15 protein-coding genes are annotated in these 17,541 nt (G+C 44.3%); 9 read left to right on the top strand and 6 right to left on the bottom strand.

Annotated features, from left to right (window positions below; translation table 11 throughout):
- Positions 1–374: 374 nt before the first annotated feature.
- The 6 genes from ACPV3A_RS24460 to ACPV3A_RS24435 all read right to left on the bottom strand — a co-directional run bounded on the left by ACPV3A_RS24460 (position 375) and on the right by ACPV3A_RS24435 (position 8,217).
- Positions 375–1,082 (bottom strand): thermonuclease family protein, encoded by a 708-nt coding sequence (locus tag ACPV3A_RS24460; RefSeq protein WP_426201765.1) that lies wholly within the window; start codon positions 1,080–1,082, stop codon positions 375–377.
- A gap of 26 nt (positions 1,083–1,108) precedes the next feature.
- Complete coding sequence (locus tag ACPV3A_RS24455) at positions 1,109–1,804, bottom strand: hypothetical protein (RefSeq protein WP_426201763.1); 696 nt, start codon at positions 1,802–1,804, stop codon at positions 1,109–1,111.
- The gene (locus tag ACPV3A_RS24450; RefSeq protein WP_426201761.1) at positions 1,797–3,422 is read right to left on the bottom strand and encodes a site-specific integrase; all 1,626 of its coding nucleotides are present in this window, start codon (positions 3,420–3,422) and stop codon (positions 1,797–1,799) included. Before ACPV3A_RS24450 ends, ACPV3A_RS24455 begins: the two co-directional genes overlap by 8 nt.
- Positions 3,423–3,435: 13 nt before the next feature.
- Positions 3,436–6,537 carry a helix-turn-helix domain-containing protein gene (locus tag ACPV3A_RS24445; protein WP_426201759.1) on the bottom strand — a complete coding sequence of 1,034 codons (3,102 nt, stop codon included), beginning with the start codon at positions 6,535–6,537 and terminating at the stop codon, positions 3,436–3,438.
- Positions 6,512–7,795, bottom strand: coding sequence for a hypothetical protein (locus ACPV3A_RS24440; protein WP_426201758.1), 1,284 nt, complete (start codon positions 7,793–7,795; stop codon positions 6,512–6,514). Before ACPV3A_RS24440 ends, ACPV3A_RS24445 begins: the two co-directional genes overlap by 26 nt.
- A gap of 185 nt (positions 7,796–7,980) precedes the next feature.
- Complete coding sequence (locus tag ACPV3A_RS24435) at positions 7,981–8,217, bottom strand: hypothetical protein (protein WP_426201756.1); 237 nt, start codon at positions 8,215–8,217, stop codon at positions 7,981–7,983.
- Positions 8,218–8,527: 310 nt separating this feature from the next.
- On the opposite strand from ACPV3A_RS24435, the gene ACPV3A_RS24430 reads away from it, so the two are divergent.
- The 9 genes from ACPV3A_RS24430 to ACPV3A_RS24390 all read left to right on the top strand — a co-directional run bounded on the left by ACPV3A_RS24430 (position 8,528) and on the right by ACPV3A_RS24390 (position 17,538).
- Positions 8,528–9,682 carry a hypothetical protein gene (locus ACPV3A_RS24430; protein WP_426201754.1) on the top strand — a complete coding sequence of 385 codons (1,155 nt, stop codon included), beginning with the start codon at positions 8,528–8,530 and terminating at the stop codon, positions 9,680–9,682.
- Positions 9,682–10,932, top strand: coding sequence for a CpaF family protein (locus ACPV3A_RS24425; protein WP_426201752.1), 1,251 nt, complete (start codon positions 9,682–9,684; stop codon positions 10,930–10,932). Before ACPV3A_RS24430 ends, ACPV3A_RS24425 begins: the two co-directional genes overlap by 1 nt.
- 56 nt (positions 10,933–10,988) lie before the next feature.
- Positions 10,989–11,786, top strand: a complete 798-nt coding sequence (locus tag ACPV3A_RS24420; protein WP_426201771.1) for a type II secretion system F family protein — start codon at positions 10,989–10,991, stop codon at positions 11,784–11,786.
- Between the two features lie 15 nt (positions 11,787–11,801).
- On the top strand, positions 11,802–12,674 hold the full coding sequence (locus ACPV3A_RS24415; RefSeq protein WP_426201750.1) for a type II secretion system F family protein: 873 nt from the start codon (positions 11,802–11,804) through the stop codon (positions 12,672–12,674).
- Positions 12,675–12,694: 20 nt separating this feature from the next.
- Positions 12,695–12,886, top strand: a complete 192-nt coding sequence (locus ACPV3A_RS24410; protein ID WP_098748904.1) for a Flp1 family type IVb pilin — start codon at positions 12,695–12,697, stop codon at positions 12,884–12,886.
- Positions 12,887–12,929: 43 nt separating this feature from the next.
- Positions 12,930–13,553, top strand: coding sequence for a TadE family protein (locus tag ACPV3A_RS24405; RefSeq protein ID WP_426201748.1), 624 nt, complete (start codon positions 12,930–12,932; stop codon positions 13,551–13,553).
- A gap of 2 nt (positions 13,554–13,555) precedes the next feature.
- Complete coding sequence (locus ACPV3A_RS24400; RefSeq protein ID WP_426201747.1) at positions 13,556–15,787, top strand: hypothetical protein; 2,232 nt, start codon at positions 13,556–13,558, stop codon at positions 15,785–15,787.
- An 82-nt stretch (positions 15,788–15,869) separates the two neighbouring features.
- Entirely contained in the window at positions 15,870–16,790 is a 921-nt protein-coding gene (locus ACPV3A_RS24395; RefSeq protein ID WP_426201769.1) for a TadE/TadG family type IV pilus assembly protein, read from the top strand.
- A gap of 235 nt (positions 16,791–17,025) precedes the next feature.
- Complete coding sequence (locus ACPV3A_RS24390; protein ID WP_339219621.1) at positions 17,026–17,538, top strand: A24 family peptidase; 513 nt, start codon at positions 17,026–17,028, stop codon at positions 17,536–17,538.
- The last annotated feature ends 3 nt before the right edge of the window (positions 17,539–17,541 follow it).

Raw genomic sequence — 17,541 nt, 5'->3', positions numbered from 1 at the left:
TTTATCTTGTTCACATCACGTTGACTAAATAACTTAATACTCATGGTTTTCTCCCCGAATTTTATTTCCTTAAGTATATAGAAAAGTACCCCGTAGAGTAGACCTTTTTTAGGTGTCTACTCTACGGGGTACATTTTACAAATTATGTCTATCCTTCTTTTTTTGCCTTATATAAGGAGCAACATTATATAATTCTTTCCTTTTATCAACTCATTAATAAAATGCCTTCTCGAAGATCGCTTGATAACAGACCTGCTGCGTGGCAATTGATCCAGAGCAGAAGTCCTGCTTATCTCGGGAAAACTACTGGTAATAGAATCTTTCGAGGTGAAGATCATTTCTTGACAAACCCTAAAACACATGCGTATTTATCTTTAATATTTAGCTTTCCTATATCCAGCGGCAATAGCTTCTTCTTCGGAACAATACATTTCTTCAGCTTTGGTTTCTTCGTAATTACGGCCACCTGGTATATGATAAATCTTTTCGTTTTTTGAATTAATGTTTCCTTTGATTTTTGGCTTAGCACATTTGTTGTTTTTTAAGACTTGTTCCTTGCTTCCCTCCCCCCATAAACCTTTATTATTCTCCCTAGCCTCACGTTCAAGCTCGACAAATTTTTTCGAGTACATTACATTCGGTGGTACTGTCATGGTATTCGCATATCCCTCGATTAGAAGTATCTCGTTATACATTGTTTTTTCATTCTCAATGAAAATATATCGTAATAATCTTCCGTACCTGTCTTTATCTCCGGTGTCTTGAAACATATACACCGTTTTACCGTTTAATCGTTCATGACTGAAATTGCTCGCTTCTTTACCAAAGAATTCTACTTTTCCAAAACTTTCGGGAGTGTTTACTCCAACTAGCCTAACCTTCTGGCCGGACTCCGTCTCGAATGTGTCGCCATCCACGATGCGCGTAACGGTTGTAAGTTCATACTTTTTATCTTTCAATTCAGGATAATCCAACAAAATTTGAGTTATAAATGCATCTGTCTGCTTGCGCTGATTTTCAGCTTGTGAACAACTTGACATGAAGATGAAAATAAGTAAAAAGAAAATAAAATAATTTCTCATCGTAACTCCTCGATTAGTTTTGTTAATTAAAAAAGATCAGGAAATTGATTTTGTAATTTGCTCATATTATTGTTTCTGTTTTCTTGCTTGTAGTCGATTTGATTTAATGCGGGAAAATGATCCTTTAAATTTTTTAAATCTAAGCATTCTTGATTTCTATTGCTAAATTCTATTACATTATTCGTAAGACCATACTCTTCTCTCAGGTGAGGCTCTACACTTGAAACAGCGACCTTCTCATACATGGTTTTATAGTGTATAACTTGTTGTTTAAGCTTTGACAGTTCGCGTTTATATTCTTCTATTTTCTCAGTAGCTCCCTCCAGCTTTTTCAATTGTTCAAGAAGGGAATGACGTTCTTTATACAAGTCCTGAAACATCAGTTCAAAATGATGGAGCTCATTTATTAATTTTTGTTTGTTTTGTCCATAAATTTCAAAGAGAAACTCGATGTTGGGGAAATACACCTCATCTCCTTCGGATAGACCAATGCTGCGTGAGATTGGGGTATTTAAGTCATTAATGTATTCTTTAATGCGCCGCATCCAGGTATTTCGGCCAATACCCGTTTCACGTTCAAGCAACGAATAGGTTAATTGCTGATGTTTGAATTTAGTTTTTATTTTCATGGCCAATTCCTTCATTTCCTGATCAGATAGCTTTTCTTTAGGCCCTCGCTTTTTCGAAGAATCTATCATCGTTTTTTTAGGTTTGTTATTCATTTGACAGGTCCTCCATTATCAGTAACTCAATGGATGCACAATGATCCATCAACTGCTGTAATTGTCTAGATTTTAACTTCAGAGATTCCTCTAAATCCGGACGAACAATAGAAGATAATGCTTTACTCGTTGCGATCATATGCCTGATTACATCATTAGCCTGCTTTTGAAGAATTATCGAATAATCTTCAAGCCACTTAAGCGCTCTTTCGTGATCGTTAATGCTTGGTTTAAATATAAAATAAGGGCAGGGACGGCAATCCTCACCGCAATGATTAGGGAAGTCGTCATCTTTGCAAAAACCGTAATCTACCGGACGAAATGCTTGTGCTTGTTCATATGAATACATTTTTCCTCTGTCAACCGCAGCTCGTCTCCAGCCAATAAAACCGTCGGACATTCGACGACCGATGTTGTTGGACATGCCTGATCTTACAAGGTTGTACACATAGGATTGGACAAAGTTTTCGGCATGTGTATAGTAATGACTTGGCGAGTTGATCTCCGAATGACCGGCCATTTTCGCAATGGTTAGCATGTTAAAACCTTGTAAGAACAAATTAATGATGGCCAGGTGCCGAGTGTGGGATGGTAGTAATTCAGCAGTATACGACTCATGATAAAACTTACATAGTACATTTTGGTTAAAGTGTTTTAAAAGTGCACGAAATTGAGCTGAATTCCACCTGTTTTCCACACCGTTTGAGGTTCCGCCAAGATGAAAAGAACTGAAGTTTTTATAGTATTTTTGAGGTAATAAATAATCGGATTCCATGTTGTGTTTGGACAAAATAACTTGAAATTCCTTAATAAGGTCGTAAATTTCCCTAGAGATTTGAAAAGTTTGAGTAGGGGATATATCCCTGACGGATTGCTTAACTTTTTTAGATCTTGGAATTGTAATCCAATATGTTCCATCCGCCGCACATTCTGTACAGTCAATCCTTAACCTGAGAAATTCGTTTGGTCGCATGGGTATAATATTGGTTATTGCCCACCAGAGTTGAATCGGTTTATAACGAAGATGTTCATCAGCGAATCGAGCTTGGCGAAAGTAATTATTCACTGCATCGTCAAATATCAGAATATCCATAAGAGGAGGAAGCTCGCGACGTTTACGTTCAGATTCGCTAAACTTTTGACAAATATCATGAAATCGCGTAGCTTGATCGGTCGGATAAAAATCAATGAAATTTAATAAAGTTCTTGCCATATAGTATGCTTGTGAATTTGAAGGATCTGAGAGGTATTCTTCTAATTGCTCTGGTTTGGAAAATTCGTTCGTCACCATACCTAGTTTTTTTATACAATCGATTGTTGACCATATCCACGACACTGATTTTCCTTTTGCTATAAGCATCACGGAATACATCCGTAGCGCTTGATTCAATTCTCTGAATACCTCCAGGTCAAAACGCAGATGAAAATACAGGTTTGTAGTATAACAAGGCAATTTCCAAACGATATCCCCATAAGTGGAAGCGATAATATACCCCTCATTTCTCAACTCATTGAAAACCTCGACATATTTAGGGGTATCATGCCCATTAAATCGGACTTGCTCCACGACATATACTTTACTGATTCCGCGGTGATGCAAATCTTTTATCAGTTCCACGAAATGCATCCTCCTATCGGTCAATTTTTATTTTATCGGCTATATTAAATAGAGATTCTTTCCTCAGATCAGCTGAAATAAAGCCATTTACTGTGTCAACTCCAAACGCTTGCGTTGCTTCTTGGAACAATAAGAGAATGTTGTATAAGAAAAAAGAGTCTCGCTGAATAATTGTCTCGGAATGACTGTTTTTTATGGATTCAATGAGGCGAAAAAATTCTCTTCTCGCTTCTATCATTACCTCTTGAACCTGTGGGATAAATTCTGGACAACCTATACATGTTTTACGTTGAGGGAACTCACATTCAGGAAAACGCAAGCATTGGCCGCAGCCATCACGTGAAGGCGTATTTCCCTTATAAATTTCAATGATTAGTCTTTTAAGAAAATCCGTTGGCATTTTACTCAATCTTTGGATAACGGTTTCTCTGCCTTGATTCTTTTGAATTACTGACTTGGCCCATCCTTCCAACTGTATGGGTGTATATTCTGTTCTTAGAGCTTGAATGGTTGCGGTTCTTTCTTCGAGTTTTTGAGCATGTCCTTGCTGGCTACAAGCTAGACGAACCATAAAGTTATACAACCATCCAAAGTGTCCTCTTTTAAATAAATTCATGGCCACGCGATCCATAGAGCCGTCTTTATTTGTAACTTTAATGTAGACAGCGGTTGTGTTTACATCCTCGTGAGATCGGACCCATTTTGGTATCTCAATGGCTAATTCAGCGTTATCCTGATCATCCTCGGTAATATCGAAAAACAAATAGGTCATTGTACTATTGTTTAATTTTCGACTGCTAAAAGGCTGTAGTTTTGGATCTGTTTCAAGAAACCTCATGTGTGCCTCTTGTCCAGATGTTTGTGCATATATACTATCTGGCTGACTCCCAACGATGAATGTGCCGAGCAAGCGCCGCTTATCTTCCAGCATATTAGAATCCAGAGTCCTACAATGAAGTTCAGATAATACACAAGCCGTTGCTAAACACTCCACGATATCTGGAGCGACGAGGAAGTGAAGTGTTGCATTCGTTTTCGAAACGTTTACGTCACGCAGTTTCAAGTACAATTGGTTGATAATCATCTGACAGTCCTGAAGGGATAGCTTGTGATGCTGGAACCATTCCAAGGAATTTACGCCAACCACATCAACGTCGAGTCGTGGCATTTCAAAAATGATATCACTTGGCCGCCATGCATTGGTAAGCAGCATCGTGACCATAACCCACATGTTCGCATAATAACGATCCGTTTTTGCCTTTTTTATATGTTCATCGATTTGCTTGACATGATGTTCAAAACGCCGATAGATATCCGGAGAATATATATCATCTCTTATTTTAGTTTCGTTTGATTTATGTTTCCTTGAGAACATGTATTCTCTTTCCGGCTCGATCCCCATGGTTTGATAGGAATATTTCAGAAAAAGAACATAGTGTTCACGAACCGGACTAGAATGTATATGGTTCGTAAGAATGGCTTCGATTTCATCATAGGATAATTCATGAATTTCGCTCGGAAGCTTGTGAATGATTTCTCTGTAGAGCTTTTTCAAATGATTCAAAACTCTCCGTAAATTACTCGATCTACCGCCTGTTGCATTTAATCTTGTTTGGGCATAATCACAATAAAGCTGATGGGTCTTCGTAATAACATGGGACACTGCCACGCTTGCTAGATAATCAAGAAGTTCTTGAATGACCTCATGCTTGCCAAATTTAACTGTCGACCTATCTTTGTTTTTTAGATATTCGTCAAAATCCGAACTTGTGATAATCCAATATCGATTCTCTTTTCGTGCAGTAGGAAATAAACCGCTGCGTATCATTTTGGTAATTGCAGCTTTCGATTGATTAAGAAGTTCGGCCAATTGTTCTACTTTCATATATCCTTCGGGAGGAACGAACTCTTTTGTTACTGGATATCTATTTCTATGTATTCGTTTTGGTGGGAGTAGCCTTGATTCTGATTCAGGTAGAAGCTTCGGCCCACTCTTCTTTATTTTTGATGCATGATGTTTGTGTTTACTCTCCCGGTATTTTTCAATATCTTTTTCATGAATGATCCAACGATTATTATTGATTTTTTTGGCAGATGGAAAAGAACCCTTTTGTATTAAAGTATAAATGGAGTCGCTTTTCACATTAAGAAGAGCCGCGACTTGATTAACTTTAAGGTACTCTTCTGGTATTTCTAACTTCTCGACAGAGCCGCGTATAGTACCACTTTTTTTGGTTTTGGCTTGCTGATAGTTTAATGCGTCAGACTCCGAGATGAACCAAACATTTTTGTCTTTGATTGCATTGGGGAATTTACCTTGCCGCAAAAACGCTTGTACAGTTTTATATGTGATGTTAAGCATTTGTCCGACTTCATACGTCGTTAGCCATTTTTGAGTCGTGTCCAATATTTGATCATTCTTACCGTTAAATTTTATTTTTCGATTAGTGATCGAAGAAATACTTTGTTTCTTCAACTTTTCGATATTTGCATTCTGCAGGTTTTTTAGACCACTAAATGACTTTCTTAGTTTAACGTCCGATAACTTGTCAGTCGCGACATAAAGTCTCTTATAATGGTCAACTACTACGAACTTTGACTCAATATCGCCATCAGAAGCCCATTTCGCAATTGTACCAGGAAATACCTTGATTAACTTCGCGGCGTCCTCAATAGAGTAATAACCGCTGGGGACCATTCGTTCATTCTTGATAAGTTGTGCAAGACGAACACACTCACTTTGTTCAATATATCGATAACCCATGTGCAGAATCGATGAAATGTTCTTGCTTCTAATCCAGTTGCTAATATCCGTCCTCTTGGCATTGATTCCTAATGACTTCAGGTACTTAGCAACCTCGTTTGTGGATAAAAAATTCATCTTATTGAATTTATCGTTATAACCCAGCATTTTCTTGATTTCGGGAATTGCTTCTGGATCAATCTTTATTATTTTCGCATCACGTATTACTCCTTTAATTGAGGTACCAGCAAGCTTTTTTGACAACGTACTTTTTCCTAAGCTCAGCATCTTTGCAACCTCGGAAACCGATAAATATTGTTTGTAATCCCCCATCATTACACCCGCTTTATTTAAACTCATTGCTTCGTTCAATAAGTCGAGGTACATAATCGGTATGCATGTGATTGATTCGCTCCTCAACTTTCCTCCGGACGCGCTCAGTATTCGCCAAGTAGGGAAGACAAGAAAGTAAATCGCTGTCTCCTCTAAGGAACATTAACTCTGCTGGATTCTCTATTTCTTCAGCAATTAAATTGGTGAACGTACCTCTGCAAATATGTGTAGCCCAGTTCGAAAATTGAAGATCCGCGGCTATCACCTTATCCTCGACACTGCCGTAATCTTTAAGAAAGTTTATAAATTTATCTTTGAGCTTGTAAAAATACTGGCTGTAGCTCTTTGCAGTCATCGGTTTACCGTCTCTATTCAAAAATAATGCACCTGTTTGGTTCGCATCTTTACCTTTATAAAATTCCACATGGTCACGATATAAAATATCTCCCCAGTCTTTGATCTGGAGGATGAGTTGATTCCTTGCTTTTTTAACATAATTGGATCCGGAACTATCCTTGATATCTGTTCTAAACTGTCTCTCCCGAACATCAATCAGGAAGTCTGCACTATCCATTCTTTTTCTAAAGCTTGTCCGCTTCAAATTGACAACTTCTCCGATTCTTAGGCCACCAAAGATTTGCAAATACAATCCAAACGCGATGGGATGAGCATATAAAATAGCTATTTCAAAAAGAAGTGGTAAGTATTTAACAGGAAACAAGTGCTTTCTATTCACTGTGGTCCGGCTAGGAAGGATGGGACTAAAAATGGACTCAAAATAAGTCCTGCCATTATGGGGGTTAGTCATTTTATTAATTTCGAGTATCTTTTTATCAACATAAGGAAGACAATCTTGATTACTAAGCCATAGATAAAAATAGGTCAATGTTCTCCCGGCATCCAGGATCGTATCTCTTCTTAGTTCATTATTTGTCAGACTGTTCAAGTATGTATTCCCAATCGTAATAGATAGGTCGGACAGACTCGTAATATTGAGATTACGCTTGTTGGCCAGCAGGTAATTAAGAAATTTGACCAAATTGTTCGCATGTTTCCTTTGAGTATTATATTCGCTGGATCTCCACTTCCAAATCAAAATAAAATTGCTTACGGGGTGAATGGTATGAACATCTAAATCCTTGTTCTTCAATCCAATAGCGGCAACCTGTTTCCTAACAACACTACCATCCCTTAATTTATGCCAATCCAACCAGACCGGAACCATCACAAACTCATATGGATCGGGATGGTCAAAAGCTACCACATTATTTTGAGCGATACCCTCAGCTATCAACAAAATATCCCCCCCAATGGATAATATGTACATTCGATTTCTGGTAAAGTTATGCAGATATCTGTCGATTTCTATAATATCACAACATGGGAATATGTACACAAATAGAAATCAAAAAAAGAGCGCAATATCGCTCTTTATAAGGGTTTTCTTGCTATATAATTTGTACAGTAGAAATATGCGCAGAATTATGGTGATAGTCCGTCAACGGCTTTAACCAGTTCCACGGCTACCCGCGGAAGATTCAGATCATCGGTTGGATAGGTCGTTTGTTTTGAATTGGTCGTGCTGGTGTTTGACTTGGCTTCGGATTTAACGGTTGTTGCGGTTTCATGGTTTGATGTCGCCGGGGACATCAGCGGCTGGCTGCAGCCTGATACTAGCAGCAAGGCGGTTAGCATAGCGGTTAACATTCGTTTGTTCACTTGTTGTCACGCTCCTGGCTTGGAAGTTTGGTTCAGATGGTTTAGGAGTTTATGTAATGTTGGTTCTATATAAGTAGTTCTTATATAGAGAACATTCGTTCTAAGCCTATATAGTAGGACATATATCCTTGTTTTGACAATAGTGAATAAGGGCTATCTGTATATCAAAATAATATCTTGCCGTTCTGCTGCAACTGTGATATTCTAATGTCAAATTATAACAGACAACGGAAGCACCGTTCATGGACCGCATATTGCGGCCTTGGACGGTGCTTTTTTGGCGTTGTTACAGAAGAGAGGGATTGGATTTATGATACCGGCCCGACTTGTGCTGGCAGTGCAGGATTCCCGGTATGTTGAACCGCTGCTGAGTTATTTGCATGGAAGTTCTTACGGATCGGCTCTTCAGGTGACCGCATTTACCCGCATCGATTCATTTCTACATTATATGGAAGTGGGAGAAGTGCCCAATCTGGTCGTGGGGGATACGGAAATGCTGGAGAGCTGGCTTAGCCGGGGGGAGACTTCGGTTCCGTGGCTGCTTCTAAGTGAAGGTCATTCATCTTCTTCTCTTGTAGAGGGCGGCAGCAGTACATTCAAGTATCAACCGCTGCCTCAGCTGATGGAAGTCATCATCACCCACTGTAAGCGAAGCGGTGGAGCGCTGGAGAAATTGAATGTCGGAACAACCTCGGTGATTGGCATTGTATCTCCCCTGAGCGGGAGCGGGAAGTCAACGATAGCCATGAACATGGCGAAGCAGCTGGGCGTGCTGGGATTAAAGGTGTTCTATCTCAATTTGGAGACGGTGAACAGCGGTGCATTATTTCCTTCCGGTTCGGTGGGCATGGAGGGGAGCTTTTCAAGATTGTTGTACGACATTAAGGCCTCACAAGAAACGGCTTCGGGGACCGATTTGTCAGTAACCCCTTATATCATCAGACATCATGGCCTGAAGTGCGATTCCTTTGAGCCCAGCTTCAACGTGAAGGAAATCACGGAGATGACCATGGAGGACACGGCTTTGCTGTTGGCTTCCCTCGTATCGTGCAATCAATATGATGTCATTGTCGTGGATACCGAGGGGTGCATGGATGAACGAATGCAGACGGTTCTTGAACAGGCCGGGGTACTAATCTGGGTTTTATTGGATGATCTCATAAGTATGTATAAGAGCGGTGTGTGGATGGATCAATTGGAGCTCAAGATTCCCGCGCTTTTCGGAAGCGTGAAGAAGCGGAGCCGATTCATTGTCAATCGGTACACAGGGCAACTTGTTAACGGATTCCCCCGCAAGGATATAAGCATAGACAGCGTACTGCCTTATATTCCTTCATGGAAACAGCTCCATCGGGAAGAACTGCTGTTGTCCTCACCCATCTATCAGAGAGAGGTATTGAAGCTCTGCCAGCAGCTGCTGGAGGGCTCAAGTATCACACCAGTGCAAGCGGGTGGTGAGCAGTGATGATGGAGGATCCGTTCAAGTCGGTTCGTGACCAGGTTCGTTCCGAGCTTGATATGAGTGCGAGCATTAACAATTCGGAATTGATGGCCCGCATCGAGGAACTGATATGGAGAAGACGCGAGCTTATGGAGCTGACAGCCGCCGAGAAGCGGAGGCTGGTGCGGAGGGTATTTGATTCATTTCGCGGGTTGGATGTGCTTCAACCATTAGTGGATAATCCTCGAATTACGGAAATTATGATTAACAGCCACCAGGACATATTCATAGAGCAGGATGGCGAGGTGAAGAAGCTGCCGCTCCAATTCGAATCGCAGAGCCGCCTGGAGGATATCATTCAGAGCATTGTCGGTACGGTAAACCGGGTGGTGAATGAATCCACCCCCATCGTTGACGCCAGATTGAAGGATGGCTCGCGGGTAAATATCGTACTGCCTCCAATAGCGCTGAAAGGGCCGACCATGACGATCCGTAAGTTTCCGGAATCGCCGATGACGATGGATGACCTGGTTGGAAGGGGCGCGCTAACAGAGGAGGCAGCGGAGCAGCTTCGGATATTGGTCAAGGGTAAATACAATATTTTTATAGGCGGAGGGACGGGTTCGGGGAAGACGACTTTCCTGAATGCATTATCGCAGTATATTCCGCCTGATGAACGTGTCATCACGATTGAGGATTCGGCGGAGCTGAAGATCGTGACGGTCCCGAACCTCGTGTCGCTGGAGACCCGGAATGCCAACACGGAAGGCCGGGGGGAGATCGCGATACGCGATCTGATCCGATCCTCGCTACGGATGCGCCCCAACCGGATCGTGGTGGGCGAGGTGCGGGGAAGCGAGGCGCTGGATATGCTGCAGGCGATGAATACCGGGCATGACGGAAGTTTGTCGACGGGGCACGCCAACAGCACGCAGGACATGATCAGCCGTTTGGAAACGATGGTGCTGAGCGGTGCGGATCTTCCGATCAGCGTAGTCCGCCAGCAGATTAGCTCGGCGATTGATATATTTGTGCATTTATCCCGGTTAAGGGATCGATCGCGACGCGTAACGGAGATTAGCGAAGTGATCGGAATGAGCGATGGCGAGGTGGTGCTGAATCCGCTGTACCGGTTCCGTGAAACGGGCGAATCGGGCGGCCGGGTGATTGGGCGTCTGGAGTCTTGCGGCAATCCGCTTCAATCGTCGGACAAGCTTCATATGGCTGGGATTGCGACTTGGCCGCTGCAGAAGATGTTGGAGGTGACATCGTGAAGCGATATGAAGGTTCAGTCTTGACTCCGGAAGAGGGTCAAGGTGAGCGGGTGATCATGAAGAGGAATGGAGCTGGAAAGCGTGAGCAAGCTGCTCCAGCTCGAACCAACACTCTTCCGGATTACGGCGTCTATCATCTCTCGATGAGACAGAGAATGGGATGCATTATCCTTGGCTGTCTTATATTTTTCTCCATCGGTTATCTGTTTTATCACAATCTGATTTTGTCGCTGCTGCTTGGAACGGCAGGTCTGACGACCCCTAAATTTTGGAGACGGTTTATGCTGGAACGCAGGCGCAAGACACTGAATCTTCACTTCAAACAAGCTTTGTATTCCTTGTCCTCATCATTGTCCGCTGGCCGCTCCGTAGAGAATGGGTTCAGGGACGCGGTACAGGATTTGCTGCTGCTGGATCCCGGAGGCACCAGCGATCTGATCTTTGAGCTCAAAGTCATCGTGTCTCGGATGGAGTACGGCGAGCCTATTGAAGTGGCTTTGCAGGATTTTGCCCGAAGAGCGGGGATGGAGGATATGGACAATTTTGCCGATGTCTTCTCGACTTGCAAACGAACAGGCGGCGATCTGGTTGAAGTCGTGCGGAGAACTTCTTCAGTCATCGGAGAAATGCTGGATATTCAGCAGGAGATATCCGTGATGATCGCCCAGAAGCGGTTCGAATCCAAGGCACTGCTGGCTGCGCCGTTCCTGCTGCTGCTGTTCATGAACCTGACGTCTCCCGATTATATGGAGACGATGTACAGCGGGCCGGGGATTGTGATCTCTTCTTTTGCCCTGGCCGCTCTAGGAGGCTGCTTCCTGTGGATCAGCAAAATGATGAATATCAAGGTGTAAGGAGGTGAGGCGGCCATGTTGACATGGGTAGCGGGCACGTTGGTGGTTCTGCTTGTGGGTGGTTGGGTGGTGCTGAATCATATGTGCGGTGAACGATACCATCGTCTCAGTAAAGTGCCCATGGAAGGTCTCAGGCTGCAACGGTTAACACCGCCTCTGTTGTTCCTGCTGGAGCAGGGAAAGATTCCGATGCGTTTTCTGATCGTGTTCTATCGGATGCAGGGCTCCGTCCAGAAGATCCATGGCTTGCGGCACAGCGCAGAAATGACGTTGTTGTTTATGGCCGAGGCTCTTGCTTATACATGGCTCATTTTGATTGGTGGCTGTATATGGTCATTGTTGTCGGGAGATGTCACCGGACTTCTGGCTGGATTGGGATTGGGGGTGTTGCTGCCTGTTGCTATGGCAAAGGATCTCCACAAAAAGGTAATGTTGCGCGAGCAGGATATCGTTATGGAGCTGCCGGAGCTCCTAAACAAAATTGTGTTACTTGTTGGCGCCGGCGAGACGGTGCAGCGGGCGGTCATTCATTGTGTAGAGCGGAATAAGGATTTGAACCACCCTCTGTATGTCGAGCTGAAGCGAATGGTGCTTGAATGGGAAGGCGGCCATCCGTTTCAGCAAGCCTTCGAGCAGTTCAATAAACGTTGTGGCGTTCAGGAAGTATCGATATTCACAACAACCGTTTTGCTTAATTTTCGACGCGGCGGGAATGACTTTGTTTTGGCACTGCGCGATTTGTCCCGAGTGCTCTGGGAGAAGCGTAAGGCCATCGGAAGAACAAGGGGGGAGCAGGCCTCCTCAAAGCTGGTGCTGCCAATGGTGGTCATTTTCATGATCGTGATTGTTTTGCTCGGAGCGCCTGCATTTATGATGATGAACATGTAGAAGGGATCGGTGTATGCGTTATGATGTTGTCCATGGTAAAGAGCGGTTTGAAAGCTTTTTGGAAGGATGAGAAAGGAATCGGAACACTTGAGATGATTCTGATCCTTGTCGTTATTTTGATTATCGCGCTGATATTTAAAGATAAGATTACGGCGTTGGTTAATAATTTGTTTCGTAATATTGACAATAAAAGTAAAGGTTTTCTTGAGTAAAGGGTTTCAGAGAAGATGGAAGGATGAGTCAGGGAGCTTCACGGTGGAAGCTTCCCTGGTGCTTCCCATCGTGTTGATGGTGACGGTATTGCTGCTGTTCCTATGCTTGTACGTCTATCAACAGTCTATGCTGGTCCAGGCTTCAGCTGCAGCATCCGAGCGGACTGCGTATAGCTGGGATAACAGCCATAAGATTGCAGCCACGGGATCCGTAGAGCAGGGACAATATGATTCGCTATATTGGCGGTTGACGGATGATCAAGTTATAGGAACTCTATTCGGCTTGGCTGGGGGTGAGAAAACGAAGTCCATTTCATTGCCGCATGGCGAAGAAGGGGGCGGGAAACTGCCTGAACTCAAAATGTCCAAGGGCGGCACGGCTGTTCCCACAAGCATGGCGGGAGAGATGAGTTATACCAATCAGTTGCTCATTCGAAAGGTAACGACTTCGTTAAATGAGCAGGTATCTCTGACGCCATTGAGCCGAATATTGGACGATGGAGGCCAGATCAAGGTCAGCGCACAATCGATCGTGGTGGATCCTGTTGAATTTATTCGCACGGTGGATCTAATGCGATATTACGGATCGAAGTTTCAAGGCGGGAGAAACGGAACGGATAAGACTGCCGCAGGAGAAGTTCTACAAAAGTTCGGAGGTTCGCGATAGTCATGACGAAGCGTAGGGAAGCACGGTCGAGTCGGAGAAGGAGAGAGGGTGGCCGATCTTCCGATGGATCTGTATCTGTTTTTTTGATTATCGCCCTGGCTGCTGTATTCATGTTTGTAGCTATCTTTATTGATTATTCCCGCATAGCAGCGATGAAGGTACAGAGCGAAAGGCTGACCAGAGCCGCCGTACGCTCCGTAATGTCCTCCTATGATCCGCAGCTTCAGAAGGAATATGGATTATATGCCCTTGGGGACACCAGTGGCGATCTCATTATGGGCAATGTGCTGAATGACAGCATGAATCCGGGAGAACGGAGCGATGCATTCCGGTTAATGGCAATGGAGCTCGATAGTTCGGGTCTTGATCTGCAGCGTCCGCTAGGGACTTATGACATATTCAACCGGCAGATTATTGAGGAAATGAAGTATAAAGCGCCGATTGATTTCACTTTGGAATTAGTCAATAAGTTCAAACCGTTATCGCAGTCCATGAAGGAAGCTTCCAATACGGCAGATGCCCTTAAGAAGCTTCGCAAATTGTATGACAAGCGGGAAGCGGCACTGGATGAGATGCTGGCAAAGCAGCGTAAGGCAGGGGAGCATGCAATCCGGCTTTCGAAGCTGGTTATGGATCCGCCGGGACAATCGATCTCCGACACTTCGCTGGGGAGCAGGATGTATACCGCCGCTGATGTGGCATCACAATACGAGGATTATAAGGCTAAACAACAGGAGGATGCGGACAGGCCTCCCAAGGAACAACAGTATACGCTGCTGCTCATGGCTTACCGGAGCGGAATTTCTTCCATTGGCTCACAGATTTCGAGGGAGGCCAGCCGAATTCAGAGGGAGAATGACAAGCTGCTCTCAGATGCACATCAATTATGGGAGGAAGCAAGGAATCTGAATGAAGAGATGAAGCAGGTCATCAAGGATTCCGAGAGTCGTTCATCTAATTGGGGATATGATCTGGTCACGAATGATGTAACGCCAGGGTCTAACGATTCTTCCGGGGCAGAAGCGGAGATGATTCAATCCATACGGAAGCAAGCTGACAAATTGATTCATAGCGATGAATTCTTGAACGCCTTCCGGCAAGAGATTGACAGCCAGGAGAGTCGATACCAACAGGTTGGACGAGCAGTAACCACTCTTCAGTCTTCTCTAGGGGGGGAGGGAATGAAGGGAACGGTGTTTGAAGCCAGTCGCACATTAGAGCGTTTTGTTTCTAATTATGGAGCATCAGGCAGTGGAAATATTATAGATCGGCAGCAGGCGTCATTGGAACAGTTCCGCACATCGGACAAGGAACGGAAGGCGATGGAGAAGCAGGCCAATCAGAAGCTGAAGCAGGCATCCAAAGTCATTGAGTCAATTAACGGGTTGAATGGACAACATCAGGCGATTATGGATGAGTTCCGTGAACTCCAGCAGTACTATGACGAAAGTCTTCAATTTAATGCCGAAGCGGACAGCATGAGTAAGGGCAAACCTATGGACGATGATCCGTATGATGCCGGTAAACAGGCAATGGATAATATGGACGGTATGTTTGGATTTATGGGGAACGTGCTTGGCGGTGTCAGGGATGAACTGTTTCAAAATGAGTACGCCGTTCATTATTATCAGCATTTTGATATTGGGAAATTAACCGGAATGGTTGATGGTTCCAACACCGGCGGAGATGTCGTCCAGGAATTCGACATTGGGAACCAGGAAGTGGAGTACATTCTATACGGATTTCATAACCCCGCTGGGAATATATCGGCGGCTTATGCAGAGATTTTTTCTTCCAGACTCGCGGTCCGGACGATGGAAGGATTCATTGTGAATAGTAAATTAGGAAATCCGTTGGCGATTTTGGCGGCAGCCATTCTGTATGGGATTGAGAAGGCCATAGAGGATATGATCCAGTTGTGTCAGAAGGGGAGTGTTCAGCTATCCAAGTATGCCCCCATTGAGCTGACTTACAGAGATCATTTACGAATATTTTTGTTTATTCACAGCAATAACGAGAAGAAGCTGTCGCGCATGTTGGCATTGATTCGATTGAACACCGGCACCAATCCTGCGGAGCGATTTACCTACGCTTCAGGAGAGGTCAAGACGGCCATGCGTTTATGGTTTCTTCCAGGGGTGACGAAAGCGATCGGCGTTGTATTTGGAAGCGATGGGGACGAAGTTCAGGGAAATCGTTACATGGTAAAGCGCAAGGCGGATTTTTCCTATTAGGATTAGGGGTACTTGAATGAAACGATTATCGGTAATACAGAAACCTCTCCATAAAGGTAAAGCGTCATCGGAACAAGGAAGCATGGTGGTGGAAGCTGCGCTTGTGCTGCCGATGTTTATGTTTTTTGTCATTTTCCTCATTTATATCGTGCAAATGACGTTGATATCGACAGCACTCCAGAGTACCGTTTCGGATACGGTCAAAATCGTAGCGGCTCATATGTATCCCGTCTCGCTAGCCGTGCAGGCCAATTCCGATGGTAGTGGAACAGGAGAGGGCTCACCAAGCACATCCCATTGGGAGATTCCCAAATTGTCACTTTCTGATTGGGTTTCGAATTACAGCGACTCTCTTCCTTCTCCTGTTCATGAGTGGATAACGCAAGCCGTAGCGTCAGGCGAGGAGCCGCTGCAGCAGCTTAAGAACCAAACCGTGGAAGCCGTACTCGATCCCGTGGTTAAGCCGATGCTGAAGCCATTTATGCCTGAACATCTTCTGGACTATGATCGAATCCATGTGTCCAATGTTCACATTCCCAATTTGAAGAGCGGGGCGAGTCCCTATTTCGGCATTGAGGTGAATTACGCGCTTCCGATCCGGGTTCCTTTCTTGAACAAACGCATCGTGCTGCAGGCAAAGGCTCAGGAGAGATTATGGATTGGCGACACCGGCGAAGGAGGGATGGGTTCAGGGGATGGCTCGGGGACGAACGGGGCTATCGAGCTGTTGGAGAAGCCGAATCCGGCCGTTGCCAGCAAGCAGGCTAAGGTAAAAGTACGAGTGGAGCCGGGCAGCAGTGCTCAATTGTCAGTCTATTATAAGAGTGGTCTGAGTACGGCTAAATATTTGGGCTGGGAAACCGCGGACGAGAACGGCTATATCGAATGGGAATGGAACGTAGGCTTTAATACAACACCGGGAACGTGGCTGTTTGTCGTTGAGACAGCAGACGGGCAGCGGATTGAGGTGCCGTTTACGGTGGTCGCGCGGTCAGGTTCTTGAAACCTTGATAGCAAGAGTTCGAAATGAAGGATTCCCTAAGAAGTGTTCCAGAGAAGTGTTCCAGAGAAGTGTTCCAGAGAAGTGTTTCAAAGAACGTTTCAGGGAAGTGTTTCAAAGAAGCGTTTTAGAGAAGTGTTTAAGAAAGTATTCCAAGAAGCATTGGTTGTACATCCATAGTTAAAACCCTATCACGGCTATTCCAGTGAATAGTTTAGCAAGGGAGTTATGATATCGCATGTCCGTTGCCTTTGGTGTTTGTGCTGTTTATTTGATTGCCGCATTCATTACAGACCTTCGTTCCATGAAAATACCGAATGTTTTAACTGGTTCGGCTATGCTGTCCGGCCCTGTCTATCATGGCGTTCTGGACGGGTGGGAGGGGCTGCTCTTTTCTTTGAAGGGGCTTGGAGTCGGGTTTCTTATCTTGTTGATCATGTATTTTATAGGGGCTGTAGGAGCGGGTGACGTTAAGCTGTTTGGGGGCATTGGTGCCTGGACCGGCTTATGGTTTACCTTGCAGGGCATTATGTATTCTGTCCTTTTTGCCGGTGTCATCGGTTTGCTTATCCTGCTATGGCGTCGGGAAACGATGAAGCGAGTACGTAATATCGTTGGTAGTATCGCCGGCGTTTTTGTGATGAAGAGCTGGTTGCTATGGCGCAACAGCCAGGAGGAACACTTGCGATTCCCCTTTATGATTGCCGTCCTTCCTGGCGTTATCAGCACGTATGTGGTACTGCACATATAGGAG

This window comes from Paenibacillus sp. Dod16, from assembly GCF_049893405.1.
Classification (GTDB): domain Bacteria; phylum Bacillota; class Bacilli; order Paenibacillales; family Paenibacillaceae; genus Paenibacillus_AQ.
Note: the sequence above shows the minus strand (reverse complement) of the source record. Positions and strands in the feature narration are given on the sequence as shown.